Consider the following 26,537-nt stretch of genomic DNA (forward strand, 5'->3'; position numbering starts at 1 on the left):
GCGACCGGGAGGTCGTGGGAGAGTAGGACGCCGCCGGACATTCACACTGTTAAGGGCCACCCCCACGGGGGTGGCCCTTAACATTTCCCCCCACAAACACCACCCCACACCAGCACCCCGGCACCAGCATCCCGCGCCAGCATCCCGCGCCAGCATCCCGGGCCAGCATCCCGGGCCAGCGCCAGCATCCCGCGCCAGCATCCCGGGCCAGCGCCAGAAGCCGGGCCGGCGCCAGCAGCTGGGCCGGCGCCAGCAGCTGGGCCGGCGCCAGCAGCTGGGCCGGCGTCCGTAGGCGCGGGCCAGTCAGCGATCGGCCGGCCGCGACCGCCGCCGGCAATCAGCCGGTGGTCAATCAACTGCTGGGAATCAGCTGGTGGCAATCGCCCGCGGGCAGCCCCGGAAATTGGTCCCGCCGCCGCTCGCCCGCGGTGAGGCCCGGTGGTGAGACCCGGTGGTGAGACCCGGCGATGAGACCCGGCGATGGGCGGACCGTGGCGGTCACCGCCTCAACGGACACCCATCGCAGATCCAGCAGGCCCCTTGGCGCTGCCCGTCGAGAGTGAAACCCTGAGGTAATGCCCGCCACCTACTAGACCGTCCGCGCTGATGCCAGCTCTACGCCCGGCGCGAGACCCCTCCTCGGCGAGTGCAGCCCACCCGACGCCATCCCTCGCGAGCTTCCTCTGCATGGATGACTACGGATGGCTCTGGCACCTGCTCCCATCCGCACCGCCAGGCCAGCCCTAGTTCGACGTACGCGATCGACCGCCAGACTCTCCCTGGATGACCGGGCTAGGCCGACGCAACAGCAGTCGATCCACGACCAATGGCCGCCACGAACGCGGTCGCCCTCGCGACCCACCGCGGCCGCCTGCGCACCAGACCACTTAGCCGCAACGACCACGGTGGTGCCGCACGGCCGGATCGGCCGCAGTGGGCGACCACGTGCCGCGATAGCGCAGGAGTCTGCACGTGCTTACGCACATCGCCGCGCTGCTGACTACCTACACGCCATCCACCCGTGCAGGGATCACTGGGCCAGGCCCTGGCGCGCCTGCCTACCCCACGCGTACCGCTAAGGGCCTACCCGCCCGTGTCTGCCTCCACGCGCAATACCCCGCCCAGCAGTACCTTCGCCCAGCCTGAGCCATCCACCTGTGCGCGGAATGCCGGACACGGCTGGCTCGAACCGCGGGATGCATCGCACCCGCTGCGGGCCTGGTGACCTGCGTTGCCAGCACAACCGCGGGCGCCTCGCCGCCCAACAGGCCTTGGACTGCGAACGCGGCCAGCTCGAACTGCATGACCCTCCCGGCCGCCGTCGACGCCTCCCAGGTCGATCGGCATTCCCGCGGGCCATCGCCGATGTCGCTGGCATGCACCGCGCAACCGGCACGTCCGACCCGGACCAGCGCTTGGAGCAGTTCGCACGACCTGGACGAATACTCCGAGCCTGCCGCGGCGACCGCTTCCTCGTGCACGACGATTGTGCGACTCCACCACGCCACCACCGAAGACTCAACTACCACCCCGGTGACACCACCACATCCGCGCACGACCCCAAGCCCGCACCCGCTCCAAGCCCGCACCGCTCCAAGCCCGCACCGCTCCAAGCCCGCACCGCCCCAAGCTGCAACGACCCGAAGCCCGACCACCTCAAGCCCGAACGACCCCGACCCGCTACTACGTCAGGTCCGCGTGGGCTGGCACCTACCTCGAGCGCGGCGTGCTGGGTGGCGTGAGTCGTGGAAATCGGCTGCAAATCCGGCGATTCCTCAGCCAAAACCCGCGACTCGACAGGCGGCTGGTCGTCGGCTCCGTCGAGTCGTGGCGGATGGTTCGCGGGGCTGGCCTCGAGCCGTGGAAATTGGTTCTGAAAGGCGACCAAATTCCACGACTCGAGGGGGCAGGCTCGCCTCTGGTGGATTGTGGCGATTGGGGTTGGGGTGGCCTGGGAATGTCGGGCTCGGGCTGCGCTGAGGAGTGAGGGGCGACGGCTCGGGCAGTGGCTGATTCACGGCTTGAGCAGTGGCTGGCTTGAGCAGGCGCTGATCCGCGGGTAGGGGGTGCTGCTCGACGAGGCGGAGGGTCGGGCAGGTTGGCAGGCGGCCTGGTGGCGGCTCGTCGTCGGGTTGGCTGTGCCGGTTGGCCGGTTGGCCGGTTGGCCGGTTGGCCGGGTTGCCGGTTGTCGGGTTGTCGGTCGGGTTGGCTGTGCTGGTTGCTGGTTGCTGGTTGCTGGTTGCTGGTTGCTGGGTGGTGGGTTGGGGTGGGGAGCTTGGGGCTGGTGTGGGTGGTGGGGTGGGTGGGGAGTGGGAAGTACTCGATGCGGTGGATCGTTGTGGGGGACGGTAACGTTTGTCCGATTACTGATCTTCAGCATCCTTAGGAGTCACCGTGGCGACGCCACCTCGCAATTCTTCCTCCGGCTCAGGGGACCGTCGCGGTTCCTCCGGAGGCGCCGGCCGTTCCGGCCGTGCCGGTGGTGGACGTTCCGACTCCGGCAATCGCTCGGGTTCTGGGCGCTCGGGGTCCGGTGGATCTGGGGCCGGTGGGTACGGCCGGTCTGGTTCTGGGAGCGGCGGTTCCGGTTCGGGAGCTGGGCGCTCGGGGGCTGGTCGTTCCGGGTCTGGGGGCGGTTGGTCCAAGTCGGGCGGTGGCTCGGGGCGTAGCGGGTCGGGTTCTGGTTATTCGGGCTCGGGCGGTGGCTACTCGGGGTCGGGCGGTGGGCGCTCGGGCTCTGGTGGTGCGCGTGGGGCTGGTGGCGGTGCCGGGCGTTCCGGCGGGTCGTCGGCGCGGCCCAGTGGGTTTGCCGGTGGACGGTCCGGTGGCGGTGGGCGTTCGGGTGGTTCGTCGTACGGCGATCGTGATGGGAGCTCGTCCGAGAACAGGCGCGGGTTCGCCGGCTCGCGTGGGGATGACAAGGGACGGCGCGATCCGTTCGGCGGGCAGCAGGTGTCGGAGGGGCGTGGCGACCGGTCCGGTTACGGGCGGGATGATCGTGGCGGCTCTGGGCGTGGGGCTGGTGCGGGTCGCGGTACGGGCGGTTCTCAACGGGGCGACCGCGCGGGGCGCGACGACCGTGGTGGATACCGCCGGGACGAGCGCGACGGCGACAGCCGCGGTGGGTACGGACGCGACGATCGTGGCGGTGAAGCCCGCGGTGGATATCGACGCGACGATCGTGGTGGTGAAGCCCGCGGTGGGTACCGACGGGATGATCTTGGTGGTGACGATCGCGGTGGGTATCGGCGGGACGACCGTGGTGGTCAGTCTGCTGGTGGGTACGGTCGCGATGAGCGCGGCCGTGACGACCGTGGCGGGTACCGGCGTGATGATCGTGGCGCTGACAGCCGTGGTGATCGTGGTGGGGACAGCCGTGGTGGGTATCGGCGTGATGACCGGGGCGGCGATGGTCGTTCGGCGTACGGCTCGGATGAGCGCGGTGGTCGGCGGGACGAGCGTTCGGGCGGGGACCGCGGTGGGTTCCGGCGCGATGAGCGGTCCGGGGATCAGCGTGGTGGGTATCGGCGGGACGACCGGTCGGGGGATGACCGGGGTGGGTTCCGTGGGGACTCGCGTGGGCGTGGGCCGGCTTCGGCCGGTGGGCCTGGGCGGGGTGAGCGTGGTGGATTCCGGCGCGATGAGCGTGGCGGGGATCCTCGCGGGCGTGGAGCGGGCGCGGACTCGCGTGGGCGTACCGGCGCGGGTGATTCGCGCGGCGGTTCAGGAGCTGGCGATTTCCGTGGGCGTTCTGGATCGGGTGATTCCCGCGGGGGCGATTTCCGTGGGCGGTCTGGGGGAGCGGACTCGCGTGGGCGCGGCGGTGCCGGGGATTCTCGTGGGCGGGATGATCGGCGCGGTGGGTTCCGGCGGGAGGAGCGCGAGGAGAAGGTTGGGCCTCGGCGCGACGACCCGAAGATTCCGGAAGGGATCACCGGAGCTGAGCTCGATCGTGGCGTGAAGGCGGAGCTGCGTTCGTTGCCGCGGACGCTGGCAGATCTGGTGGCGCAGCACCTGGTGGCGTCGGGGCGGTTCCTCGACGACGACCCGGAGCTCGCGTACCAGCATGCGCGGGTCGCGCGGCGGCTCGCGGCGCGGCTTGGTGGAGTGCGTGAGGCGGTCGCGATCACGGCGTACCTGGCTGAGCACTTCGATGAGGCGCTCACCGAGTTCCGTGCCGTACGGCGGATGACCGGGAACCACGAGGTGCTCGCGATGATGGCCGACTGCGAGCGTGCGCTCGGGCGGCCGGACAAGGCGCTGGCGCTGGCGAAGGACAAGCACGTTCGCGACCTGTCGGAGCCGACGCAGATCGAGCTGCTGATCGTGGCGGCCGGAGCTCGGCGGGACAAGGGGCAGACTGCGGCTGCGGTGCAGATGTTGGACGTACCGGAGTTGACGAAGCGGACTCGGGCGGACTGGTTGCCGCGGCTGCGGTACGCGTACGCCGATGCGCTCGCGGAGGTTGGCCGGACCGAGGACGCGCTCGTGTGGTTCCACCGGGCGGCTGGCGTCGACGGTGATGGTGCGACCGGGGCGGCTGAGCGTGCGGCGGAGCTCGAGGGGCTCGAGTTCACCGACCTCGACGGAGACGACGAAGCCGAGGACGACGAGGACCAGTACGTCGATGAGGCAACGGACTCTGAGGCGGACGCTGACGACGAGGCCGACGATGAGGACGATGAGGACGCCGACGACTTCGAGGATGAGTACGTCGACGGGGAAGCCGACGACGAGGACGTCGACGCTGACGACGCGGACGACGCGGACGGCGACGACCTCGACGACGAAGACGAGTACGCCGATGGGGAAACCGACGCGGATGACGCCGACGCCGACGCCGACGACGCCGACGCCGACGACGCGGATGACGCCGACGCTGACGACGTGGGCGGGGAAGTGACCGCGGAGGTCGATGATCTCGCCGACGGGGATGTTGCCGGCGAGGGTGTTGATGGGGGAGCGGGCGTCGGGGGCGATGCGGCGGACGTGGATGGTGGCGCTGAGGTTGGCGATGGTGTTGAGCGTGCGGTGACGGGGGACGAGGAGTAGGCCGTGGGGTTTGGGGGGCGGGGACTGACGGCGGCGGACCCTGTTGGTGTGTTGGTGGCCGCCGCGCTGGTGCAAGGAACGCGGCGGCTGGAGAAGTCGGTCGGGATGGTGGCGAACGGTGAGGACGACGCGATCCACCAGGTACGGGTGTCCTGCCGGCGGTTGCGGAGCGATCTGAAGCTGTTCCGCAGACTGCTGGCGGGCGACTGGGCGACCGAGCTGCGATCCGACCTCGCCGCGCTCGCGCAGGCGTGTGGTGAGGCGCGGGACCTCGAGGTGATCGCGGCACTCGTCCGCGAGTCGATCACCAGCGAGGACAACGAGGAGCACGTCGACACGATCCTGACCGCCCTCACCGCCGGGCTCGACCGCGCGGCGGGCCGCTCCGCCGACGTCGTACTGGGCGACGCCACCAAGGACCTGATCGCGACGCTCGACGCGATCGCCGCGGCGCCGGACCTAAAACCCAAAGCAGACAAGCCCTGCAGCGAGGTGCTGCCGCAACTGCTGCAGTCCGCCACGGAGAAGTTCACCCAGCAGGCCGACCGGCTCAAGCCGTGGTCCGCGGACGACGACTGGCACGAGGTACGGCTGCTGGCCAAGCGAGTGCGGTACGCCGCCGACACCAGCGCCTCCGTACTGGGTGACGAAGCGAAAGCCACCGCGGCCCACGCAGCGACGTACCAGGAGCTCCTGGGCCAGCACCAGGACCACTGCGCTGCAGCAGACGCTCTGACGGCCATGGCGGACGACGCGGCCGCTCAGGACGACCCTGAGCTCTCGTTCACGCTCGGACGGCTCACAGAGCGCCACAGGGCCGCACGGAAGCCACTGCGTGAGCAGTTCCTCAGCCTGTACCACCGGCCCTGAGCCGCACGAGCCCTCGAAAACCAACTGACCTGGCTACGCCCCGCGACTAGGGTCGCGAGGATGAGGGACGAACCCGCCGACATCTCGTGTGACGTGGTGACCGCAATCCTCAGCGAGCACTGGGAGTTCCAGGCTGCCGGCGTGACGTACGCGCCGGTCGGATTCGGCAGTCACCACTGGATTGCCTCCGGTCCGGACTGTCCGCGCTGGTTCGTGACCGCGGATCGGCTCGACCCGCGGGGCAACTGGCTTGGTTCGACCGCTGAGCAGGTGAGAGGCGCGATCGAGGCGGCCGCGGACGTGACGGTTGAGCTGGCGGACCGCGGTAATGAGTTTGTCGTCGCGCCGTTGCCCGATCGCACCGGTCGGGCTGCCCGCGAGGCGTTGCCGGGATGGATGTTCGTGGTGCTCCCGTACTTGCAAGGCTGGAGTACTCAGGACGGTGCCTGGGACGACCTGGCGGAGCAGGCGCAGGTCGCCGGACTCCTCGGCCGCTTGCACACGGCGACTCCTCCGGAAGCCTTGCAGCGCTGGGACTTCGCCGTCCCCGACCGCGACGCCTTACTGGCCGCACTGGCCGATCTCGACCGGCCGTGGTCCACCGGGCCGTACGCCGAACCCACTCGACTCCGGCTGGCCGGGGCGATCGATCATGTCAACGAGCGGCTGGCGCACTACGACGCGCTGGTCCGTGAGGTCGAGGCGTCCGACGAGCCGTGGGTGGTGACCCACGGCGAGCCGCACAGCGCCAACGTCCTCCGCACGACGGACGGCCTGCGGCTGGTCGACTGGGCCACCGTGCAGCTCGCGCCGCGAGAGCGTGACCTGGCCGCGGTCCTCGGTGGCACGACTGACGTGCTGCCGGCGTACCAGGCGGAGGCCGGTCCGGTCGGCCCGCGTCCGGCGGCTACCGAGCTGTTCCACGTCTGGTGGTCGCTGGCCGAGATCGCCTCGTACGTCGAGCTGTTCCGGAACCCGCACTCCGAGTCCGAGGACAGCGAGGAGTCCTGGCGGACCCTGACGATGTACGTACCGGGCTGACCCCTCGACCTACAGCGTCCGGAACAGCAGCCCTACCCGCGGCTTGGGCCCGAACGACGTGGCTTTCTGCGGCAGTACGACTCCGTGCGCAGCGGAACGCAGTACCTGGTCCATTGTGGGCGCTGTGAGCTCCACCGCGAGCTGTTGAGCGTCAGCACGCGCCAGTGCGTCGTCCAGCGTGTGGTGGAAGCTCAGGTCGTCCTCAACGGCTCCCCACGCCGGCAGGAGCTGCTCGTGCAGCAGGGAGACCGTAGGTGCGTCCGACGCAGCGTGCAGCGTCAACCAGCTGGAGCCGTCAGTCACGGAGATGCGGTTCGGGTCGCCCTCTACGCGACCAGGCTGCATCGCAAAGCCCGACGGCGTACGCAGCTGCACCGTCGCCAGGTCCAGCCCCGGTACGACGCGGTGGATCGGGTCCAGCGTCAGCGGGTGCCGTGCGTAGTCCACCAGCATCGCCAGACCGACCTCTGCGCTCTGCCGGTACGGCTCGCGGAGCTGGCGTTCCAGGTACGCCGCGTACCGGTGGTGGCCGTCCGCAATGACCGCCTCATGCTTCGCCAGCTCCGCCTCGATGGCTGCCAGCACCTGTGGGTCGCTGATCCGCCAGATGCGGTGCTCGGCGCCGTTGTAGGTCTCGGCCTCCAGCCACGGCTCCCCGGACCGGGCCGTGTCCACTGCGTCGCTGGCCACACCACCGTCCGCGTACGCGAGCAGAATCGGCTCCAGGTCCGCGTCCGTCGCCTCCATCAGCCGTAGCCGGTCGTCGACCCAGTGCGGCATCACGTTCTCGTGGGGAAGTACTACGTGCCGTGTCGGGTCCAGGTGGAGCGAGCCGACCAGTCCGCACAGTACGGCGGCTCCCAGGCGCTGCTCGTAGACGTACAGAGCAGGCTGCTCGTCCTGCACCACAACACCGTCCCGCTGCCACCCGGACAGTCGCTGCGCGGGTTCGTCGTACCGGGCGGGCCCGAGGTCCGGATCGCGTGGAAGGATGAGCCTCACCATGTTGTGCAGATCAGAGTCAGTCAGCCGCCGGACGATGGCGGGTTCCAGCACGTCGTACGGCGGTGACGTGACGGCGCCCAGCGCGCTCACCTTGCCCGCCACGAACCGCCAGGCCCGCAGGGGATCGAGTCTCAGCACCGCATCCGGCATGCGCGGAATCGTACGGGGTGGAGCATGAGCAAGGAACGAACTGCGCCGGAACCGCTGTCGGCGTGTGACGAAGCGCTCGCGACCCGGTACGACGTGGCGCTGCTGGACCTCGACGGCGTCGTGTACGTCGGTCCGGACCCGGTGCCGGACGCTCCGGAGTACCTGCGCAAGGCGGCCAAGGAAGGCATGCGGATCGGCTTCATCACGAACAACGCGAGCCGGCCGGCGCGGGTCGTTGCCGAGCACCTCTCGTCGTTCGGGCTGGACGTGCTCCCGGATGACGTGGTCACGTCCGCGCAGGCCGCGGCGAAGCTGGTCGCGGCAGAGTTCCCGAAGGGTTCGCCGGTGCTCGTGGTCGGCGGTGAGGGGCTGTACGTCGCGCTCGAGGAGTACGGGCTGACGCCGGTACGCAGCAGCGACGGGCACCCGGTCGCGGTCGTGCAGGGCTTCGACCCGGACGTGAACTGGGTGATGCTCGCGGACGGGGCGCACGCGATCAACGAGGGCGCGAAGTGGTTCGCGACCAACATGGACGAGACGATCCCGACCGCGGCCGGCAAGGCGCCCGGGAACGGCACGCTGGTGCAGGCGATCCGGGCCGCCGTCGACGTCGACCCGGTGGTCGCCGGCAAGCCCGAGCCGCCGCTGCTGGAGACGAGCATCGAACGGCTGGAAGCCAAGCACCCGTTGATGATCGGGGACCGGCTGGACTCCGACATCGAGGGCGCGAACGCGGTCGGGATCGCGAGCCTGTGGGTTGCGACCGGGGTGCACGACGCGTACGACCTGGCGCGGGCGCCGAAGAACCAGCGTCCGACGTACGTCGCGGCCGGGCTCGGTGCGCTCGCGGAGAAGCAGCCGGGGGTGACCGTCGACGGCAGCAAGCACAGCTGTGCGGGCTGGACGGCCGAGATCGTGAACAACGCCGTCTCGGTCAAGGGCGAGGGCGAGCCGTACGACGGGTTGCGGGCGATCCTGTCCGCGGTCTGGACCGCCGTCGATGCGCCCGCCGAGCCGGTCAAGACCGCAAAGGCGACCGCCCGCGGCCGCCGTCCGCGCCCGAAGCCGGCGCCGACAGCCGATGCCATCGCCCTCGACGGCGCCCTGCACCGCATCGGCCTCGCCAACTAGCAACAATCCGACACCAGCTGTCCGGCGCCAGCCACCCGGCACCAGCTACCTGGCACCAGCTACCTGGCACCAGCTACCTGGCACCAGCTACCCGGCACCAGCTACCCGGCACCAGCTACCCGGCAGCCGCCGGTCCGACTCGAGTGGATATCCACTCGAGTCGGGGGTTCTCCCCTCGCATACCAGTGCAGAACCCCCAACCGCGGTGGATATCCACTCGTGTGGTGGGGGCGGGGGGCTGGGTTTGGGTGGGGTGGGTGGTGTTTGGGTGGGGAGGCGATACCGTTGCGGGGGACGATGCTAGGAGGCAGTCATGGTGATGGACGCACTGCGCGGCTACGTACAACTGGCGAACGGGTTGACCGAGGTCACCAGGCAGAAGGCCCAGTCGGCTGCGAAGGCGCTGTTGCAGCAGACGGGGGCGGACTCGCTGACGACCAGGGTGGGTGACCTGGCTGACGAGATCGTTGCCACCAGCAAGAGCAACCGTCAGCTGCTGCAGGCGATCGTGGCGAACGAGGTCGAGGGCGCGGTCGCGCGGCTCGGGTTTGTCCGGACCGAGGAGGTTGCGGCGCTCACCCGGCGGGTGAAGACGCTCGAGACCGAGCTCGCTGATGCACATGCCGCCGCGGCGGAGCGCGTCGCTGAGCCGGATCCGTTCGCGGACGATGTCGTCGATGCGACGGTGGTCGATGAGGCGCCGGCGCCGGTCAAGAAGGCTGCCGGGAAGAAGGCTCCTGCAAAGAAGGCTCCTGCGAAGAAGGTTGCCGCCAAGAAGGTTGCCGCCAAGAAGGCTGCGCAGACGGCTGCGCAGACGGCTGGGCCGGCCAAGAAGGCGGCTGCCGGGAAGGCTGTTGCGAAGAAGGCGGCCAAGAAGGCACCGGCGAAGAAGACTGCGAAGAAGGCCTGAGATGACTGAGCATCCCGGCGAGCAGTTCCCACCGGACGTGGACCCGGACGTCGAGCCGGGCTTCGACCCGTACGAGTCCGAGGAGACGCAGGCTCACCCCGACTACGACACCGAGCCGGGCGCCCAGGACCTGGGACAGGACCTGGACCACGAGGCGGGGCACGAGGCGGGGCAGTCCGGGGAGCATGTGGATCCGGCTGCGGTGGAGTTCGGGCCGGAGTTCGCTCGCGCTCCCGGCGAGGAGCACGAGCACCCATTCGAAGCCACGTCGGCCGAGGACGTCGCCCACGCCGAGGACGTCGCGCAGGCCGAGGGCGTCGCGCAGGAGGATGGGGCGGGTTCGGAGGGTGGGCATCCGTTGGTTGAGGAGACCATGGGGCGGCTGGGTGAGTTGCGGGATCGGCCGGTGAGCGAGCACGGTGAGGTGTACGCCGATCTGCACGAGCGGCTGCAGACCGCGCTGGTCGAGGCCGACGCCGAGCAGAGCGACCGGGCCTGATCGGCTAAAGGCATGCCTCCTGATCTCCCGCCTACTGCGCGGCGCCCGGCACGGCACCTCGCCGTACGGGTGCAAAGGCCACGATGCTCCGCATCGAGACCTTCGCCCCCGCGCGCCGAGCTACCGCACCGAGCACCTGCTCGCTACGGCAGGAGATCAGGAGGCATGCCCTAGTGGCCAAAGGGGTCAAGCGGTCGCGGCTCGACGCTGAGCTGGTACGTCGTGGTCTGGCACGCTCGCGCGAGCACGCGAGTGAGCTGATCGCGGCCGGCAAGGTGAAGGTGTCCGGCACCGTGGCCGGTAAGCCCGCGACCGGAGTCGGTGCGGACGCTCCGATCGTCGTCGACACCTCCGAGCACGAGGACCCCGGGTACGCGAGCCGCGGCGCGCACAAGCTGATCGGCGCGCTCGAGGCCTTCCCGGACGTCCGCGTGCAGGGTCGCCGTACGCTCGACGCGGGCGCCTCCACCGGCGGCTTCACCGACGTACTGCTGCGCAACGAGGCGGCGCACGTGATCGCGGTCGACGTCGGGTACGGCCAGTTGGTGTGGGCGTTGCAGACCGACGAGCGTGTCACCGTGATGGACCGTACGAACGTCCGGACGCTGACGCTCGAGGACATCGGCGGCGAACCGGTCGAGCTTGTCGTCAGCGACCTGAGCTTCATCAGCCTGACGATCGTGCTGCCCGCGCTGATCGGCGTGGTGCGGCCGGACGGCGACCTGATGCTGATGGTGAAGCCGCAGTTCGAGGTCGGCAAAGAGCGGCTGGGCAAGGGCGGCGTGGTCCGAGACCCGGAGTTGCGGGCGGACGCGGTACGCCAGGTCGCCGCCAAGGTGCACGAACTGGGGTGGGGAATCGCCGGCGTGGCGGCCAGCCCGTTGCCTGGCCCGTCAGGAAATGTCGAATACTTCCTGTGGATACGGCGGGAGGCACCGGCTCTCGATGAGACGATGCTCCGGAGTGCCATCGAGAACGGACCGCAGTAGTCGGTCCGGACCGTGACTAGGGAGGCTGGGTTGGCTGAGCACGAGCCACGGCGCGTGCTGCTGGTGACGCACACCGGCCGCGAGCAGGCGGTCGAGGTGGCGCGCGAGGCGCACCGGCTGCTGACCGGCGCCGGGATGCAGGTCCGCCTGCTCAGCGGCGAGGCCGAGGAACTCAAGCTCGACCCGGTGGAGATCGTCGACGACGCGGACAAGGCGGCGAACGAGGTCGAGCTGATCATGGTGCTCGGCGGCGACGGCTCGATCCTGCGCGGCGCCGAGCTGGCCCGCCCGCACGGCACTCCGGTGCTCGGGGTGAACCTGGGCCATGTCGGATTCCTGGCCGAGGCCGAGGTTGACGACCTGGAGCGGATCGTCCAGGTGGTGGTCGACCGTACGTACGCGGTCGAGGAGCGGATGACGCTGGCCGTCGACGTGCGGCTGGACGACGACCTGATCTTCGAGACCTGGGCGCTGAACGAGGCCAGCGTCGAGAAGGCCGCCCGGGAGAAGATGCTCGAGGTCCTGGTCGAGGTCGACGACCGGCCGCTGTCGCGCTGGGGCTGTGACGGTGTCGTGGTCGCCACTCCGACCGGCAGCACGGCGTACGCGTTCTCGGCCGGCGGGCCGATCGTCTGGCCCGAGGTCGAGGCGATCCTGCTGGTGCCGCTGAGCGCGCACGCGTTGTTCTCACGGCCGATCGTGGTGGCGCCGACGTCGCAGCTGTCGATCGAGCTGGTGCCGTCCTGGCACGGACGCGGCGTGCTGTGGTGTGACGGCCGGCGGATGGTCGAGGTGCCGCCCGGTGCCGAGATCCAGGTTCGGCGGGGTTCGGTGCCGGTCCGGCTGGCCCGGGCCCACGAGGCACCGTTCACCGACCGGCTGGTGGCGAAGTTCGACCTCCCGGTGCTCGGCTGGCGTGGAGCCGCCGAGCGCAAACGCAACGGACAACAGGAGTCCTAGATGCTCTCCGAGATTCGTATCACCGGGTTGGGCGTGATCGAGGACGCGACGCTGGACCTCGACCCCGGCTTCACCGCCGTCACGGGCGAGACCGGGGCCGGCAAGACGATGGTCGTGACCGGGGTGAACCTGCTCCTCGGCGGCCGCGCGGACTCCGGTCTGGTACGGCACGGGACGCGCCGCGCGCGGGTCGAGGGGCGGGCGAGCGCCGTTCCGCGGGCGATCGTGCAGCAGGCTGAGGACCGCGGCGGCGAGCTGGACGACGACGAGCTGCTGATCGCGCGTGAGCTGTCGTCGGAGGGCCGTTCGCGCGCGTTCCTCGGTGGCGCGTCCGTACCGGTGTCCGTGCTCGGTGAGGTGTCGGGCGACCTGGTCGCGATCCACGGGCAGGCCGATCAGTGGCGGCTGCTACAACCCGCACGGCAGCGCGAGACCCTGGATACCTTTGCCGGCAAGGCGGTTCTCGTACCGCTGCAGGAGTACTCCGCGGCGTACAAGCGGCACCGTGAGGTCGAGGCGGAGCTGACCGAGCTGACCACCCGCGAGCGTGATCGCCTGGCGGAGGCGGATCTGCTGCGCTTCGGTCTGAACGAGGTCGCGAAGGCGGAGCCGCTGTCCGGTGAGGACACCGAGCTCGCGGCCGAGGAGGAGCGTCTCGCGTACGCCGACGGTCTGCGGACCGCGGCGACGTCCGCCTCGGATGCGCTTGCCTCAGAGGACCTCGATGCCACCCGGCCGAGTGACGTACTCGGCCTGCTGGGGTTGACGAAACAGGTCCTCGACGGCGAGCGCGAGCACGACCCGAAGATCGCCGAACTGGCCGATCGTGCGGGCGAGCTCAGCTACCTGGCGGCCGATCTGGCGCAGGAGTTGTCGTCGTACGCCGCCGACGTCGAGACCGATCCGGCGCGCATGGCCGTGGTGAGTGACCGGCGCGCGCTGCTGCACGGGCTGGTCCGCAAGTACGGCGCCGAGCAGGGCACTGTCGACGAGGTGCTCGAGTGGGCGAAGCGGTCGGCGACCCGGCTCGCCGACCTGGACGGCAGCGATGAACGTGTGGAGCAGTTGACGGCCGAGCTGACGGAGCTGGATGCGCAGCTCGCGGACCTCGGCCGGCAGATGCGCGACGCGCGGATCGAAGCATCCGAACGCCTTGGCGTTGCGGTGTCCGAGGAGCTGACCGGCCTGGCGATGCCGCACGCGAAGCTGACCGTCGAGGTGCACGAGACAACTGCCGGGCCGTTCGGCATCGACGAGGTCGAGTTCTGCTTCGCGGCGAACCCGGGCAGCCCGGCGCGCCCGCTGCAGAAGGCCGCGTCCGGCGGTGAGCTCTCGCGGGTGATGCTCGCGCTCGAGGTGATCCTGTCCGACACGCATCCCGTGCCCACATTGGTGTTCGACGAGATCGACGCCGGGATCGGCGGCCGTGCAGCGGTCGAGGTCGGCAAGCGGCTCGCGCGGCTGGCGGAGAAGGCGCAGGTGATCGTCGTCACCCACCTGCCACAGGTCGCCGCGTTCGCGGATCGTCATGCGGTCGTACTGAAAAGTGACGACGGATCGGTCACGACCAGCGGTCTGGTCGCCCTGGACGACGACGCCCGCCTGAAGGAACTGTCCCGGATGATGGCCGGCCTGGAGAATTCCGACGCCGCACAGGCCCACGCCGAGGAACTCCTGGCCCTGGCGGCGGAGCGTCACAAACCGCGGAAGAAGCGTCGTTCAAAAGGATGATTTGACGCACAGTCACCTTTATTTCAATGCGTGAACGATCCCCGGGCCGGGTAAATGACCGGGGAAGGGGCTCTTGACATGGCAGGATGAGGGTGCGATGAAACTGCCCAGCCTGCGGAGAGCGCGTACCACTGAACTGCCCGGAGTGACCGGCGTGGTCCGGCTGGATCGACGTACCAAGAATCTCACCAAACGGCTGAAGCCGGGCGAGATCGCGGTCATCGACCACGTCGACCTGGACCGGGTGAGCGCCGAGGCGCTGGTCGACTGCAAGGTCGCCGCGGTGGTGAACGTGGCCGATTCGATCAGCGGCCGGTACCCGAACCTCGGGCCGGAGATCCTGGTCGAGGCCGGCATCCCGCTGGTCGACGGCGTCGGCCGGGAGGTGTTCTCGGTCCTGCACGAGGGTGAGCAGGTCCGCCTCGACGAAGGCACGCTGTACCGCGGGCACGAGGCCGTCGCGAAGGGGCTCGCGCAGGACAGCAAGTCGGTCGCGGAGCTGATGGACGAGGCCCGGGCCGGGCTGTCCACGCAGCTCGAGGCGTTCACCGCGAACACCCTCGAGTACCTGCGCCGCGAGAAGGACCTGCTGCTCGACGGTGTCGGCGTACCGGAGATCCACACGCCGATGGAGGGCAAGCACGTCCTGATCGTCGTTCGTGGGTACGACTACCGCGACGACCTGGTCGCGCTGAAGCCGTACATCCGTGAGTACCGGCCGGTGCTGATCGGGGTGGACGGCGGCGCCGACGCCCTGGTCGAGAACGGCTACGTCCCGGACCTGATCGTCGGCGACATGGACTCGGTCAAGGACGAGACGCTGAAGAGCGGCGCCGAGGTGGTCGTGCACGCGTACCGCGACGGCCGCGCGCCCGGCTCCGAGCGGCTCGAGCGGCTCGGCGTGGACTCGATCGAGTTCCCGGCCACCGGCACCAGCGAGGATGTCGCGATGCTGCTGGCCGACTCCAAGGGTGCGTCGCTGATCGTCGCGGTCGGCACCCACAACTCGCTGGTGGAGTTCCTCGACAAGGGGCGCTCCGGGATGGCGAGCACCTTCATCACCCGGCTCCGGGTCGGTGCCAAGCTGGTGGACGCCAAGGGCGTCGGCCGGCTGTACCGCAGCCGGGTGTCGGCACTCCAGGTGATCGCGCTGATGGTGGCCGGCCTGTTCGCCGTCGGGATGGCGATGATCGCCATCGGTGCCGACGACGTCCTCTGGTCGATCCTGCGCGCCCGCTGGAGCGACTTCATCTACTGGATCCGGGAGCTTTTCACGTGATCGACTTTCGCTACCACATCGTCTCGATCGTGGCGATCTTCTTTGCTCTGGGCGCCGGTGTGGTGCTCGGTGCCGGTCCGTTGAAGGGCACCAGTAGCGAGATCGTCGCCAGTCAGGCCGAGAAGGACCGGCAGCAGCTCGCCGACGCGCGCGCCGAGCTCGTGCAGGTGAAGGCGCTGGACAAGTACCGCGACGACTACGTCGCCAAGGTGACCGCGGGCCTCACTGACGGCAAGCTGACGAACAAGAAGATCACCCTGGTCACGATGCCGAACGCCGACAGCGATCTGAGCGACGGCGTCCAGGCCGAGCTCGAGAAGGCCGGCGGCACGGTCTCCACGAAGGTCTCGCTGGACGGGAAGCTGTTCGACAACGGGCAGCGGCAGCTGGTCGAGACACTGGTGCAGCAGCTGGTCACGGCCGACATGGCGGACTTCCCGAAGGACAGTACGACCTACCAGCGCGCCGGGCTGCTGCTCGCCCGCGGCGTCGCCGCGAAGGAAGAGGGCAAGACCGCGGACGCGGACTCGACCAAGGTGATCAGCGGGCTGACCGGAGCGAAGCTGATGTCGCTGAAGCCGTCGCAGGTCAAGGACCGTTCGAGCCTGATCGTCGTGATCGCCGCCAAGCCGCCGAGCCAGGTGCCGGACAACACCTCGTTCACCGACAGCGTCGACTTCATCAAGGGCCTCGACCTGGGCAGCGGCGGGGTCGTCGTCGCCGGTACGCCGGACAGCGCGGGCGACGGCGGACTGCTCAAGGCCTTGCGGAGTGACTCCGACGCCACCAAGATCGTTTCCTCGGTGGACGTGGCCGATCTCCCCTCCGGCCAGATGACGGTGGTCTTCGCACTCGCAGAGCAGCTCACCGGCAAGGCGGGGCAGTACGGCGCGGTCAACGCGAAGAACGGCGTAGCGCCGTCGGCCGTACAGACGAAGGACAACTGACGTGGGAATTCTGAGCGCTGCCGTTGCGGCGGCCGCTACTGCCGGGCTCGAGCGCGCGGCGGAGAAGTTGCCGAAGGAGCAGCGCGAGCCCTTCGAGCGCACCAACCACCGCGGTGAAGCGGTCACGTTGCTCGAGGGTCCGGTGTCGGTCCTCGGTGCGCTGGCCGGCGTACTGGCCGGGCGCGGCAACGGCAAGGTGAAGGCGGCTGCAGTAGTCGCCGGCGCGGTTTCGGGCGCGGTCGGTGCGTACGACGACCTGCGCGGAACCACGCAGGCCAAGGGTTTCCGCGGTCATCTGAGCGCGTTGAAGCGCGGCGAGGTGACCAGTGGCGCGATCAAGATCCTCGGGGTCGGCGCGGCCGGTCTCGCGGCCGCGGCGATGCTGCCGCGGAAGTCGCGCGGCGTGCAGGCGGTCGCCGGGGTCGTTGCCGACGGCGCCTTGATCGCCGGTACGGCCAACCTCACCAACCTGCTCGACCTACGCCCCGGACGCGCGCTCAAGGCCGTGGCCGCGCTGAACGCACCGCTCGCCGCGGTGAACGGCCCGGCCGGCGCTGTCGTCGGTGCAGCCGCAGCCTCGGCCCCGTCCGACCTCGGCGAACGTTCGATGCTCGGCGACTGCGGCGCGAACGGCCTCGGGGCCATCACCGGTACGGCGCTCGCCGCATCGCTCCCGGCTCCGCTCAAGGCCCTCGCCCTGGCGGCGGTGGTCGTTCTGAACCTGGCCAGCGAGAAGGTCAGCTTCACCAAGGTCATCGCCGACACCCCGGCCCTGGACAAGATCGACCAGTGGGGCCGACGTCCCCGGTGAGCGAAGACGGCCGGGGCACGGACCGCCCAGCCGACGCCGGAGGAGCTGACCGCTCGTCCACCACCCCCTCCCCGCAGAGCAGTTCCGGTGGCGCGCGGATCGCGCAGGCGGCGTTGCTGGTGGCCGGGGTCACCGTGCTGGCCCGGATCGTCGGCTTCGGCCGCTGGCTGGTGTTCTCGAAGACCATCGGCGCGGGCTGCCTGGCCGAGGCGTACACGACGGCCAACCAGCTGCCGAACATCCTCTTCGAGGTCGTTGCCGGTGGTGCTCTCGCGGGTGCTGTCATCCCGGTCCTGGCCGGGCCGGTCGCGCGCGGGGACCGGGCCGCGCAGGGGCGGATCGTCGGAGCGTTGCTGTCCTGGTCGTTCGTACTGCTGGCGCCGGTCGCCGTGCTGGCGTGGGTACTGGCCGGCGGCTACACCGACGCGATGCTCGACCCCGGCGCCGAATGCGGTGGCTCCACAGCGACCGCAACCCGGATGCTGGCGATCTTCGTACCGCAGGTCTTCGGGTACGCCGTCGCAGTGGTCGCCACCGCCGTACTCCAGTCGCACAAGCGGTTCGCGGCCGGCGCACTGGCGCCGTTGATCTCCAGCCTGGTCGTCGTCGCGACGTACTTCGTCTTCGCTGCCGCCGCCCCTGACGCGGACTCGGCCTCGCAAGGCGCCACCGACCTGCTGGCCTGGGGTACGACGGCCGGCGTGCTCGCTCTCGCCCTGACGGTGCTCGTCCCGATGCTTGCGCTCCGGCTGCCGATCAAGCTGACCCTCAGGCTGGATCCCGGTGTCGGCCCCGTCCTGCGGAAGCTTGCCCTCGCGGGCCTCGCGGTGCTGATCGCGCAGCAGCTCACGTTCGTCGTCACTACGTACCTGGCCAATCACCGCGGCGTACCGGGCAGCATCGCCGTCTACACGTGGGCGAACGCGATCTACCTGCTGCCGTACGCCGTGCTCGCCGTACCGATCACGACCGCCGTCTTCCCCCGCCTGGCAGCCGCGTTCGACGCGGCGGAGGGCTTCGACCGCTACGCGTCCACATCAACGCGTGCAGTGCTGCTGGCCGGTGGTGCTGGGGCAGCCCTGCTCGTCGGCACGGCGGTCCCGGTCGGCCGGATCTTCGCGTACAACGACGGCGCCGTACAGGAGTCTCAAGCGTCCGCTCTCATCGACGGGCTGCTGTTGTTCGCACCTGCCGCGATCGGCTTCGCTGTGCTCATGCACGTCGGGCGGGTGCTCTACGCGCGGCACTGCGGTCGTGAGGTTGCTGTGGTGACCTCTGCGGCGTGGGTGCTCGTGGCAGTCGCTGGCGTGGTGCTGACGGCTACCTGGGGCGCAGTGCCTGCGCTGGCCGCCGCTATGTCCGTGGGCATGGTCGTAGGGGCTGTCGTACTGCTGCTGGTCCTGCGACGCGAGGCCGGGCCTGCTGTGCTTGCGGGCTTCCCGCGTGCGACGCTGGCTGCGTTGATCGGCGCCGCGCTCGCCGGCGCGGCCGGCTGGGTCGTCTCGGTCCCGGCTGGGGACGCCGGCCCGGGCAAGGCGGTCGTCTTCGCGGTGCTGTCCGGTCTGGCCGTCGTGATCGTGTACGCCGTGGTCGTGCTTGCATTGGATCGCGCGGACGCCCGCGCACTCGTTCGACGGGAGAAAGCATGAGGATCGGGCTGCTGCTCGCGGAGTCGCGGGGCGGGATCGGGCAGCACGTCGCCTCGCTGGTGCCGCGGTTCGTGAGTGCCGGGCACGAGGTGGTGGTGTGTGCCCCACCGGGGACGGCGGAACACTTCGACTTCGCCCCGGCCACCGTCGTCACGCAGGCGGCCGGGCTGCGCGGCTGCGACGTCATCCACGCACACGGCTACCGCGCCGGCATGACTGCGCTGCGGGACAGGTCCCGCCTGCGCCCATTGGTCGTCACCTGGCACAACGCGGTTATCGCACCAGGGCCCCGGGGTCTTGTGATGCGGATGGGGCAGCGACTGGTTGCCAGAGGCGCCGACCTGACGCTGGGTGCGTCCACTGACCTTGTGGAGCTGGCGAAGAGCCTTGGCGCCCGCAACGCTCAGCTGTCACCTGTGGCTGCTCCTGCGATCCCCAGGGTCCGTACGTCGCGCGCAGCCGTGCGCCGCGAGTTGGGGCTCCGCGACCGACCTGTCGTACTCACGGTGGGACGGCTGGCGCCCCAGAAGGACTACCCGACGCTCCTGTCCGTAGCGACGCGCGTACACGAGTCCACGCCGGACGCGGTGTTCGTCGTGGTCGGTGACGGGCCGCTCCGGGACAACCTGCAGGCGCGGATCGACGCGGAGCAGTTGCCGGTACGGCTGCTGGGACACCGCAACGACGTGGCCGACCTCCTCGGCGCCTCGGACGTGTTCCTGCTCACATCGCACTGGGAGGCCCGCGCACTCGTACTGCAGGAGGCGATGCAGGTCGGCGTACCGGTGGTGGCGACTGCTGTCGGTGGTGTGCCCGAACTGGTCGGTGACAGCGCAGTACTGGCGTTTCCAGGCGACGCGGACGGACTGGCGGACGGGGTCCGGGCCGTGCTGGCGGAGCCCGATACCGCGAACGCTATGCGGACACGAGGCCGTGAGTTGGCCGCGCGATGGATGGATGAGGACGCCGTGGCAAAGAATCTGCTCGACATCTACGCGGGTCTCGTCGCGACCGGTGCTTGACAAGAGGTAGGCTGGAGACCCGTGGACAGGGCTTCGACTTCCCAGCAGACCAAGCACGTATTCGTCACCGGTGGCGTGGCATCCAGTCTCGGCAAGGGACTGACAGCGTCCAGCCTCGGCAGTCTGCTGACGGCTCGGGGCATCCGCGTCACGATGCAGAAGCTGGATCCGTATCTCAATGTGGATCCCGGCACGATGAATCCGTTCCAGCACGGCGAGGTGTTCGTCACCAACGACGGCGCCGAGACCGACCTCGACATCGGCCACTACGAGCGCTTCCTGGACCGGGACCTCTCCCAGGTCGCGAACGTCACCACTGGCCAGGTGTACTCGAGCGTGATCGCCAAGGAGCGCCGCGGCGAGTACCTCGGCGACACCGTGCAGGTGATCCCGCACATCACCAACGAGATCAAGGAACGGATGCTCGCGATGGCGGGCCCGGACGTTGATGTCGTACTGCACGAGATCGGCGGCACCGTCGGCGACATCGAGTCGCTGCCGTTCCTCGAGGCGGCGCGCCAGGTCCGGCACGACGTCGGCCGCGACAACGTGTTCTTCCTGCATATCTCGCTGGTGCCGTACATGGCGCCGAGCGGTGAACTCAAGACCAAGCCGACCCAGCACTCGGTGGCCGCGCTGCGGTCGATCGGTATCGCGCCGGACGCGGTCGTCTGCCGGGCCGACCGGCCGATCCCGGAGAGCGTGAAGCGGAAGATCTCGCTGATGTGCGACGTCGACCAGGAGGCCGTGGTGGCCGCCCCGGACGCGCCGTCGATCTACGACATCCCCAAGGTGCTGCACGCCGAGGGCCTCGACGCGTACGTCGTACGCCGGCTCAACCTCCCGTTCCGCGACGTCGACTGGACCCGGTGGGACGAGCTGCTGCGGGTCGTGCACCACCCGAAGGACGACGTCACGGTCGCGCTGGTCGGCAAGTACATCGACCTGCCGGACGCGTACCTGTCGGTCGCCGAGGCGCTGCGCGCGGGCGGGTTCGACAACGACGCCCGGGTGAACCTGCGCTGGATCGCCTCCGACGAGTGCGCCACGCCCGAGGCCGCGGCCCGGCTGCTCGGTGACGTGGACGCGATCTGCATCCCCGGCGGCTTCGGGGTGCGCGGGATCGAGGGCAAGATCGGCGCGATCCGGTACGCCCGCGAACAGGGCATCCCGATACTTGGTCTGTGCCTCGGACTGCAGTGCATGGTGATCGAGGTGGCGCGGGACCTGGCCGGGCTGGACCAGGCGAACTCCAGCGAGTTCGACCCGGACGCCGAGCAGCCGGTGATCGCGACCATGGAGGAGCAGAAGCACATCGTCGCCGGCTCCGGTGACCTGGGCGGCACGATGCGGCTCGGGCTCTACCCGGCGAATCTCGCCGAGGGCTCGATCGTTCGCGAGGTGTACGGCGCCCCGTCGATCCAGGAGCGGCACCGGCACCGCTATGAGGTGAACAACGCCTACCGGGACAAGCTGGAGGCCGCCGGACTGGTCTTCAGCGGTCTGTCGCCGGACCACGAGCTGGTCGAGTTCATCGAGCTCGACAAGTCCGTCCACCCGTACTTTGTGGCCACCCAGGCGCACCCGGAGCTGCGGTCCCGGCCGACCAAGCCGCACCCGCTGTTCTCCGGCCTGGTCGCCGCGGCGCTCGAGCGGCAGCGCGAGTCGCGCCTGCCGGTCGAGGAGCCGAAGCCGGCCGCCGCCAAGAAGACTGCGGTCAAGACCCGATGACCGACTACCCCGAGCTGCGGTTCGGCGCCGGGCTCGCCGACCGGCCGGAGCACTGGCCGGTCTCCGCGTCCGAGGTCGTGCACCAGACCGGCCGGGTGATCTCGGTCCGCCGGGACACGATCGAGCCTCCTGGCGGTACGTCCTTCGTCCGGGATGTCGTCGTACATCCCGGCGCCGTCGGCGTGGTCGCGCTCGACGAGAACAACCGGATCCTGCTGGTTCGCCAGTACCGGCATCCGGTTGGCCACAAGCTGCTGGAGGCTCCGGCCGGCCTGCTCGACGTCCAGGGTGAGCAGTACCGCCTGGGTGCCGAGCGGGAGCTGTGGGAGGAGACCGCGACCAAGGCTGCCGACTGGCGGGTGCTGGTCGACGCGTTCACCTCGCCCGGCCTGACCAACGAGGCGGTCCGGATCTTCCTGGCCCGCGACCTCTCACCGGCCGACGAGACCTTCGAGCGCGAGCACGAAGAGGCCGACATGGAGACCGTCTGGGCCCCGCTGGTCGACGTGGTCGGCGCGATCCTGGCCGGCCACCTCCAGAACCCGATCCTGATCATGGGCGCGCTGGCCGCCTGGACCACCCTCAACGGCCCCGGCATCGACACCCTCCGCCCGGCGGACGCACCCTGGCCGGCGAAAGACCGCTGACCGCGGTGATGTGCAAGTTCGACAGGTAGTACACCGCGATACACCGTACGGAAGAGACCGCCCTGCGCTCAGGTGTACTAGGCGCCGGCTGGCACCTCCTGTCGAGCTGGCCGGGACTGTTGCGGAACCTGCCGGAGTTCTTGACGTGTGGACCGTTGCCGGGTATCTCTGTGTGACAACGATGTCACCCATCCGTGAAGGTTGGTCCGCCCATGCGTCGTTCTGGATTGTCACGGCCTGCCCGGTTTCTGCTGGCTGGGGTGATGGTTGTCGGCCTTGCGCCGGCAGCGCATGCCGCGCCCACGCCGTCGCCCTCGCCCTCGCCGGGGTCCGGATCGGTGGGGCGTCCGACGACTGCGCCGCCGGACGATCCGGTGGCGGCGCGGCTGCGCGGGCCGGAGGCGGTCGGGAGCAGCCGGATCACCACCAGCTCGGTGGATCCAACCGAGCACGTGGATCCGTTGGTGGGTACGTCGAACGCGGGGGACACGTTCCCCGGCGCCGTGCTCCCGTTCGGGATGTTCTCGTTCAGCCCGGAGACGAGCCGGGGGAACGCGTACCGGACCGCGGCGCCCGGCGGCTATCTGTACGACGCGAACAAGATCCGCGGCTTCAGCCTCACGCACATGAGCGGCACCGGGTGCGCCGGCGGCTCGGGGGACATCCCGATCTTCCCGCTCGCCGGTGACGTGACGACCTCGCCGCAGAGCGACGCGAAGGACGAGCTGTACGCGTCGACGTTCAGTCACGCCAACGAGGTCGCGAAGCCGGGGTACTACAAGGTCGGCCTGGACTCCGGCGTCACGGCCGAGCTGGCCGCCACCACCCGGACCGGGTCGGCGGCCTTCACGTTCCCGGCCGACAAGGCCAAGACGCTGATGTTCCGTACGTCGAACTCCGAGGTCGGCTCGAGCGACGCCCAGCTCAGCATCGACACCGCGCACCGGACGATCAGCGGCTCGGTGACGAGCGGGAACTTCTGCGGCTACCTCGCGAGCGTCGGCCAGCGCAGCTACTACACGCTGCACTTCGTCGCGGAGTTCGACCAGCCGTTCAAGAACCAGGGCACCTGGACCGACACCACGGTGACTCCGGGCAGTACGAGTGCCCGCGGCGGGACGACGTACGGGGACGACGGCTGGATGCCCGCGGACAAGGGCTCCGGTGGGTACGTCGGTTTCGACAGCAACCGTGTGACGATGCGGATCGGCATCTCGTACGTGAGCACCGCCAACGCGCTGGCGAACCTGCACGCCGAGAACCCGCGCGGCACGTCGGTCAACGTGACTGCACTGAAGGCCAAGCAGGCCTGGCGGCAGCAGCTGGACCGCATCCAGGTGACGGGCGGTACGACGGACCAGCGCACCACGTTCTACACCGCGCTGTACCACGCGCTGCTGCACCCGAACGTGTTCAGCGACGTCAACGGTCAGTACTGGGGCTTCGACCAGAAACCGCACAGGGTGTCGCACGGGCAGCAGGCGCAGTACGCCACGTTCTCCGGCTGGGATGTGTACCGGTCGCAACTGCAACTAGTTACATTGCTCGAACCGCGGCGCGCGGGAGACATCGCGCAGTCGTTGTTCAACCAGGCCACGCAGAACGGCGGCATCTGGGACCGCTGGACGCACGCCTCCGGCAGTACGTCGGTGATGACCGGCGACCCGTCCGCACCGGCCGTGGCGGGGATCTACGCGTTCGGCGGCACCAACTTCGACGCTCGTGGTGCGCTGCGCTCGCTCGTGAAGGCGGCGACCGTACCGACTGCGAAGGACCTGAGTTCGGCGGGCAAGCCGGTCATGTCGATCGGGCAGCGGCCGTCGCTCGACAAGTACCTGGCGCTGCACTACGTCCCCACGAAGTCCAACGCGTGGGGCGGTGCGGTCGAGACACTCGAGGACGTGACGGACGACTTCGCCCTGGCCCAGCTGGCACAGCGCACCGGCGACAGGTCGACGTACGAGAAGTTCCTGACCCGGTCGCAGTACTGGCAGAACGTGTTCAATCCGGAGAACGGTGGCTACGTCCAGAACCGGGACGACGACGGCGCCTGGCCGGCCTTCACCCCGTCGACGTACGACGGGTTCGCTGAGGGCAGCAGCGCGCAGTACACGTGGATGGTGCCGCACAACCGGGCCGGTCTGGTCGACGCGATGGGTGGTGTGGATGCGGCGAACCAGCGGCTGGACGCGTTCTTCAAGAACCCGGACGGGACCTGGGCGCTGACCGGTGCGGGCGAGCTGCACGCGGAGATGGACAACGAGCCGTCGATCAACACGCCGTGGATCTACAACTACACAGGCCGCCCGTACCAGACGCAGGAGACGTTGCGGCAGGCAATGAACCAGCTGTGGAACACGAGCACCGGCGGGATCCCGGGGAACGACGACCTGGGCGCGATGTCGTCCTGGTACGTCTGGACCGCACTGGGGCTGTACCCGGATGTACCGAGTCGCGCGGAGCTCCAGGTGGCCGCACCGGTGTTCCCGCGGGCAGTGATCAAGCGCGACGGCGGTAAGACGATCCGGATCAATGCACCTGGCGCGGATGCGCAGTACGTGCAGTCGTTGAAGGTGAACGGGAAGTCCTCGAGCAAGCCGTGGTTGCCGGAGTCGTTCGTACAGCACGGTGGCACGTTGGACTTCACGCTCGGTACGACGCCCAACAAGGCCTGGGGTGCGAAGGATGCTCCGCCGTCGTGGCGGACCGGTGAGATCCCGTTCCAGACCTCTACCGACGCCAGCCGTGTTGTGGTCGCTCCGGGCACTACGAGTGCCCCGATCGCTCTCAAGGCGCATCGGCTGAGTGGAACAGCACAGGACGTCACGTACACGGTTAAGACGCCTACTGGACTCACAGCGACTCCTGCCAGTGGGACGTTCCATGTTGACCAGGTGGGTAGTGCAGCCGTGACTATTACTGCGCCGGCTGGTACGCCGGACGGTCGCTACCCGGTAACGGTGCAGATGAAGGCAGCTGATGGAACGGCCCTGCCGCAGGTTGGTTTCACCGTCGTAGTGGGTCTGCCGAACTCGTTCTTCGTACTGCGCGAAGGTGTTGGCATCTCTGACGACAACGGGGACCACACCGAGGCCGACTACGACGGGGGCGGCGTCAGCTACTCACGCCAAGCGTTGGCGGCCGCGGGTCTGACTGCGGGAGGTACTGGAACCGTGCAGGGTCTGAGCTTCACATGGCCTGACGTACCAGCGGGGGAGCCTGACAACGTGCCGGCCGACGGGCAGTTGCTGAACCTCAACCTGCCGGCCGGTACGACGACGTTGTCGTTCATCGGCAGTGCTGTCAACGGGAACCAGCAGACGACCGCGACGCTCAACTACGCGGACGGTACAACCTCGCAGCTGGACCTGTCCTTCAGTGACTGGACGCTCGGCGGTGGTGGCGACACGCTCCACTACGGCAACGTGATCGTCGCGACCACGCCGTACCGCAACGAGTCCGGAGGCGGCCACGACAACGTCACCACCCACATCTTCGCCACAGCTCCGGTGACACTGACCAAGACCCCGGTCAGCATCACCCTGCCCAAGAACCGTGACCTCCGCCTCTTCACCGTCGCTCACTGACCTGGCACCTGATCGCCGGCTTTCCGGAACATAACTGCCCGCTGCTGCAACATTGTTTCCGGAGAGCCGACCCGCTGTCAGGGTCGGCCGAGTTCTAGCGCCTCGCCGCCGTTCTCAGCCAGAGCGGCGGCGACGCGGCGGGCGTTCGCGAGGTGCTCGGCGGCCGGCGGCAGGTTGTCGAGCCGGTAGTGCTCGCGCGACTCGAGGAGCGTGACGAGGGGGAGTCCGGTCGGCCCGAACGTCTTCAGCTGCCACTGCTCGTCCTGCCAGATCACCGACCGGTCCGGATCCGCGCACTTCGGGCAGGGCTTGCCGCCGTCCTCCCCGTTGCGCGGCGGCTCTGGGAGTACCGGTTGGTCCAGTGGTACCGCCTGGACCTCACCCTCGAACGGAAAGAACGGGTGGCCGAGCAACGGTGCAACCGACAGACGTTCGCCGTACGGAAGCCGGCGGTGGTACTCGGAGGGCAGTTCGCTCATGCACCGCACTCTGCCGGACAATCACCCGCCGGAGAAGCCTGACCGGT

Annotated in this window: 20 protein-coding genes; 18 read left to right on the plus strand and 2 right to left on the minus strand. The window is 69.4% G+C overall.

From position 1 onward, the window contains the following. Nucleotides 1-2,965 precede the first annotated feature (2,965 nt). Genes ACGFI6_RS25280 through ACGFI6_RS25295 form a run of 4 tightly spaced genes read left to right on the plus strand, consistent with a single transcriptional unit; the run spans nucleotide 2,966 to nucleotide 6,963 of the window. A complete protein-coding gene (locus ACGFI6_RS25280; protein ID WP_393122549.1) occupies nucleotides 2,966-3,961 on the plus strand; it encodes a hypothetical protein in 996 nt (331 codons plus the stop codon). Further along, nucleotides 3,958-5,052 (plus strand): hypothetical protein, encoded by a 1,095-nt coding sequence (locus ACGFI6_RS25285; protein ID WP_393122551.1) that lies wholly within the window; start codon nucleotides 3,958-3,960, stop codon nucleotides 5,050-5,052. The genes ACGFI6_RS25280 and ACGFI6_RS25285 overlap by 4 nt, the downstream gene beginning before the upstream one ends. Nucleotides 5,053-5,100: 48 nt before the next feature. Continuing rightward, on the plus strand, nucleotides 5,101-5,922 hold the full coding sequence (locus ACGFI6_RS25290) for a CHAD domain-containing protein (RefSeq protein WP_393122553.1): 822 nt from the start codon (nucleotides 5,101-5,103) through the stop codon (nucleotides 5,920-5,922). Nucleotides 5,923-5,982: 60 nt separating this feature from the next. Then, a complete protein-coding gene (locus tag ACGFI6_RS25295) occupies nucleotides 5,983-6,963 on the plus strand; it encodes a phosphotransferase (protein ID WP_393122555.1) in 981 nt (326 codons plus the stop codon). A 9-nt stretch (nucleotides 6,964-6,972) separates the two neighbouring features. Here ACGFI6_RS25295 and ACGFI6_RS25300 read toward each other — a convergent pair whose 3' ends face one another. Then, nucleotides 6,973-8,118, minus strand: coding sequence for a DUF1015 family protein (locus ACGFI6_RS25300; protein ID WP_393122557.1), 1,146 nt, complete (start codon nucleotides 8,116-8,118; stop codon nucleotides 6,973-6,975). Nucleotides 8,119-8,142: 24 nt separating this feature from the next. Between ACGFI6_RS25300 and ACGFI6_RS25305 the strand changes: the two genes are divergently transcribed. From ACGFI6_RS25305 to ACGFI6_RS25370, 14 genes are all read left to right on the plus strand, one after another. Then, on the plus strand, nucleotides 8,143-9,249 hold the full coding sequence (locus ACGFI6_RS25305; RefSeq protein ID WP_393122559.1) for an HAD-IIA family hydrolase: 1,107 nt from the start codon (nucleotides 8,143-8,145) through the stop codon (nucleotides 9,247-9,249). A gap of 313 nt (nucleotides 9,250-9,562) precedes the next feature. Continuing rightward, entirely contained in the window at nucleotides 9,563-10,159 is a 597-nt protein-coding gene (locus tag ACGFI6_RS25310; RefSeq protein WP_393122561.1) for a polyhydroxyalkanoate synthesis protein PhaF, read from the plus strand. Between the two features lies 1 nt (nucleotide 10,160). Beyond that, on the plus strand, nucleotides 10,161-10,658 hold the full coding sequence (locus tag ACGFI6_RS25315) for a hypothetical protein (protein WP_393122563.1): 498 nt from the start codon (nucleotides 10,161-10,163) through the stop codon (nucleotides 10,656-10,658). Between the two features lie 173 nt (nucleotides 10,659-10,831). Continuing rightward, nucleotides 10,832-11,647 (plus strand): TlyA family RNA methyltransferase, encoded by an 816-nt coding sequence (locus ACGFI6_RS25320; RefSeq protein WP_393122564.1) that lies wholly within the window; start codon nucleotides 10,832-10,834, stop codon nucleotides 11,645-11,647. A gap of 30 nt (nucleotides 11,648-11,677) precedes the next feature. Then, nucleotides 11,678-12,607 carry an NAD kinase gene (locus tag ACGFI6_RS25325; protein WP_393122566.1) on the plus strand — a complete coding sequence of 310 codons (930 nt, stop codon included), beginning with the start codon at nucleotides 11,678-11,680 and terminating at the stop codon, nucleotides 12,605-12,607. Continuing rightward, nucleotides 12,608-14,338: a DNA repair protein RecN gene (recN, locus tag ACGFI6_RS25330; RefSeq protein WP_393122568.1), complete on the plus strand. Its 1,731-nt coding sequence runs from the start codon at nucleotides 12,608-12,610 to the stop codon at nucleotides 14,336-14,338. It abuts the gene before it with no gap. A 97-nt stretch (nucleotides 14,339-14,435) separates the two neighbouring features. After that, nucleotides 14,436-15,617, plus strand: a complete 1,182-nt coding sequence (gene steA / locus ACGFI6_RS25335) for a putative cytokinetic ring protein SteA (RefSeq protein WP_393122570.1) — start codon at nucleotides 14,436-14,438, stop codon at nucleotides 15,615-15,617. Then, on the plus strand, nucleotides 15,614-16,564 hold the full coding sequence (locus tag ACGFI6_RS25340; RefSeq protein WP_393122572.1) for a copper transporter: 951 nt from the start codon (nucleotides 15,614-15,616) through the stop codon (nucleotides 16,562-16,564). The genes steA and ACGFI6_RS25340 overlap by 4 nt, the downstream gene beginning before the upstream one ends. 1 nt (nucleotide 16,565) lies before the next feature. Further along, nucleotides 16,566-17,375, plus strand: a complete 810-nt coding sequence (locus ACGFI6_RS25345) for a hypothetical protein (protein WP_393122574.1) — start codon at nucleotides 16,566-16,568, stop codon at nucleotides 17,373-17,375. Next, nucleotides 17,354-19,024, plus strand: a complete 1,671-nt coding sequence (murJ, locus tag ACGFI6_RS25350; RefSeq protein ID WP_393122576.1) for a murein biosynthesis integral membrane protein MurJ — start codon at nucleotides 17,354-17,356, stop codon at nucleotides 19,022-19,024. Before ACGFI6_RS25345 ends, murJ begins: the two co-directional genes overlap by 22 nt. Next, on the plus strand, nucleotides 19,021-20,046 hold the full coding sequence (locus tag ACGFI6_RS25355; protein WP_393122578.1) for a glycosyltransferase family 4 protein: 1,026 nt from the start codon (nucleotides 19,021-19,023) through the stop codon (nucleotides 20,044-20,046). Before murJ ends, ACGFI6_RS25355 begins: the two co-directional genes overlap by 4 nt. A gap of 21 nt (nucleotides 20,047-20,067) precedes the next feature. Further along, a complete protein-coding gene (locus tag ACGFI6_RS25360) occupies nucleotides 20,068-21,777 on the plus strand; it encodes a CTP synthase (protein ID WP_393122580.1) in 1,710 nt (569 codons plus the stop codon). Beyond that, the gene (locus ACGFI6_RS25365; RefSeq protein WP_393122582.1) at nucleotides 21,774-22,424 is read left to right on the plus strand and encodes an NUDIX domain-containing protein; all 651 of its coding nucleotides are present in this window, start codon (nucleotides 21,774-21,776) and stop codon (nucleotides 22,422-22,424) included. The genes ACGFI6_RS25360 and ACGFI6_RS25365 overlap by 4 nt, the downstream gene beginning before the upstream one ends. Before the next feature lie 338 nt (nucleotides 22,425-22,762). Then, the gene (locus tag ACGFI6_RS25370) at nucleotides 22,763-26,011 is read left to right on the plus strand and encodes a GH92 family glycosyl hydrolase (protein WP_393122584.1); all 3,249 of its coding nucleotides are present in this window, start codon (nucleotides 22,763-22,765) and stop codon (nucleotides 26,009-26,011) included. 77 nt (nucleotides 26,012-26,088) lie between these two features. Here the strand turns inward: ACGFI6_RS25370 and ACGFI6_RS25375 are convergent, their stop codons facing one another. After that, complete coding sequence (locus ACGFI6_RS25375) at nucleotides 26,089-26,490, minus strand: hypothetical protein (protein WP_393122586.1); 402 nt, start codon at nucleotides 26,488-26,490, stop codon at nucleotides 26,089-26,091. Nucleotides 26,491-26,537: the final 47 nt, after the last annotated feature.

Origin of the sequence: Kribbella sp. NPDC048928, from assembly GCF_043197975.1 — a bacterium.
GTDB lineage: Bacteria > Actinomycetota > Actinomycetes > Propionibacteriales > Kribbellaceae > Kribbella.

Bases quoted from the DNA above. Each gene is read 5' to 3' on its own strand.
- ACGFI6_RS25355 (WP_393122578.1), top strand. From the start codon at position 19,021: ATGAGGATCGGGCTGCTGCTCGCGGAGTCGCGGGGCGGGATCGGGCAG.
- recN (WP_393122568.1), top strand. From the start codon at position 12,608: ATGCTCTCCGAGATTCGTATCACCGGGTTGGGCGTGATCGAGGACGCG.
- ACGFI6_RS25365 (WP_393122582.1), top strand. From the start codon at position 21,774: ATGACCGACTACCCCGAGCTGCGGTTCGGCGCCGGGCTCGCCGACCGG.
- ACGFI6_RS25295 (WP_393122555.1), top strand. From the start codon at position 5,983: ATGAGGGACGAACCCGCCGACATCTCGTGTGACGTGGTGACCGCAATC.
- ACGFI6_RS25315 (WP_393122563.1), top strand. From the start codon at position 10,161: ATGACTGAGCATCCCGGCGAGCAGTTCCCACCGGACGTGGACCCGGAC.
- ACGFI6_RS25375 (WP_393122586.1), bottom strand. From the start codon at position 26,490: ATGAGCGAACTGCCCTCCGAGTACCACCGCCGGCTTCCGTACGGCGAA.
- ACGFI6_RS25305 (WP_393122559.1), top strand. From the start codon at position 8,143: ATGAGCAAGGAACGAACTGCGCCGGAACCGCTGTCGGCGTGTGACGAA.
- ACGFI6_RS25300 (WP_393122557.1), bottom strand. From the start codon at position 8,118: ATGCCGGATGCGGTGCTGAGACTCGATCCCCTGCGGGCCTGGCGGTTC.
- steA (WP_393122570.1), top strand. From the start codon at position 14,436: ATGAAACTGCCCAGCCTGCGGAGAGCGCGTACCACTGAACTGCCCGGA.
- ACGFI6_RS25310 (WP_393122561.1), top strand. From the start codon at position 9,563: ATGGTGATGGACGCACTGCGCGGCTACGTACAACTGGCGAACGGGTTG.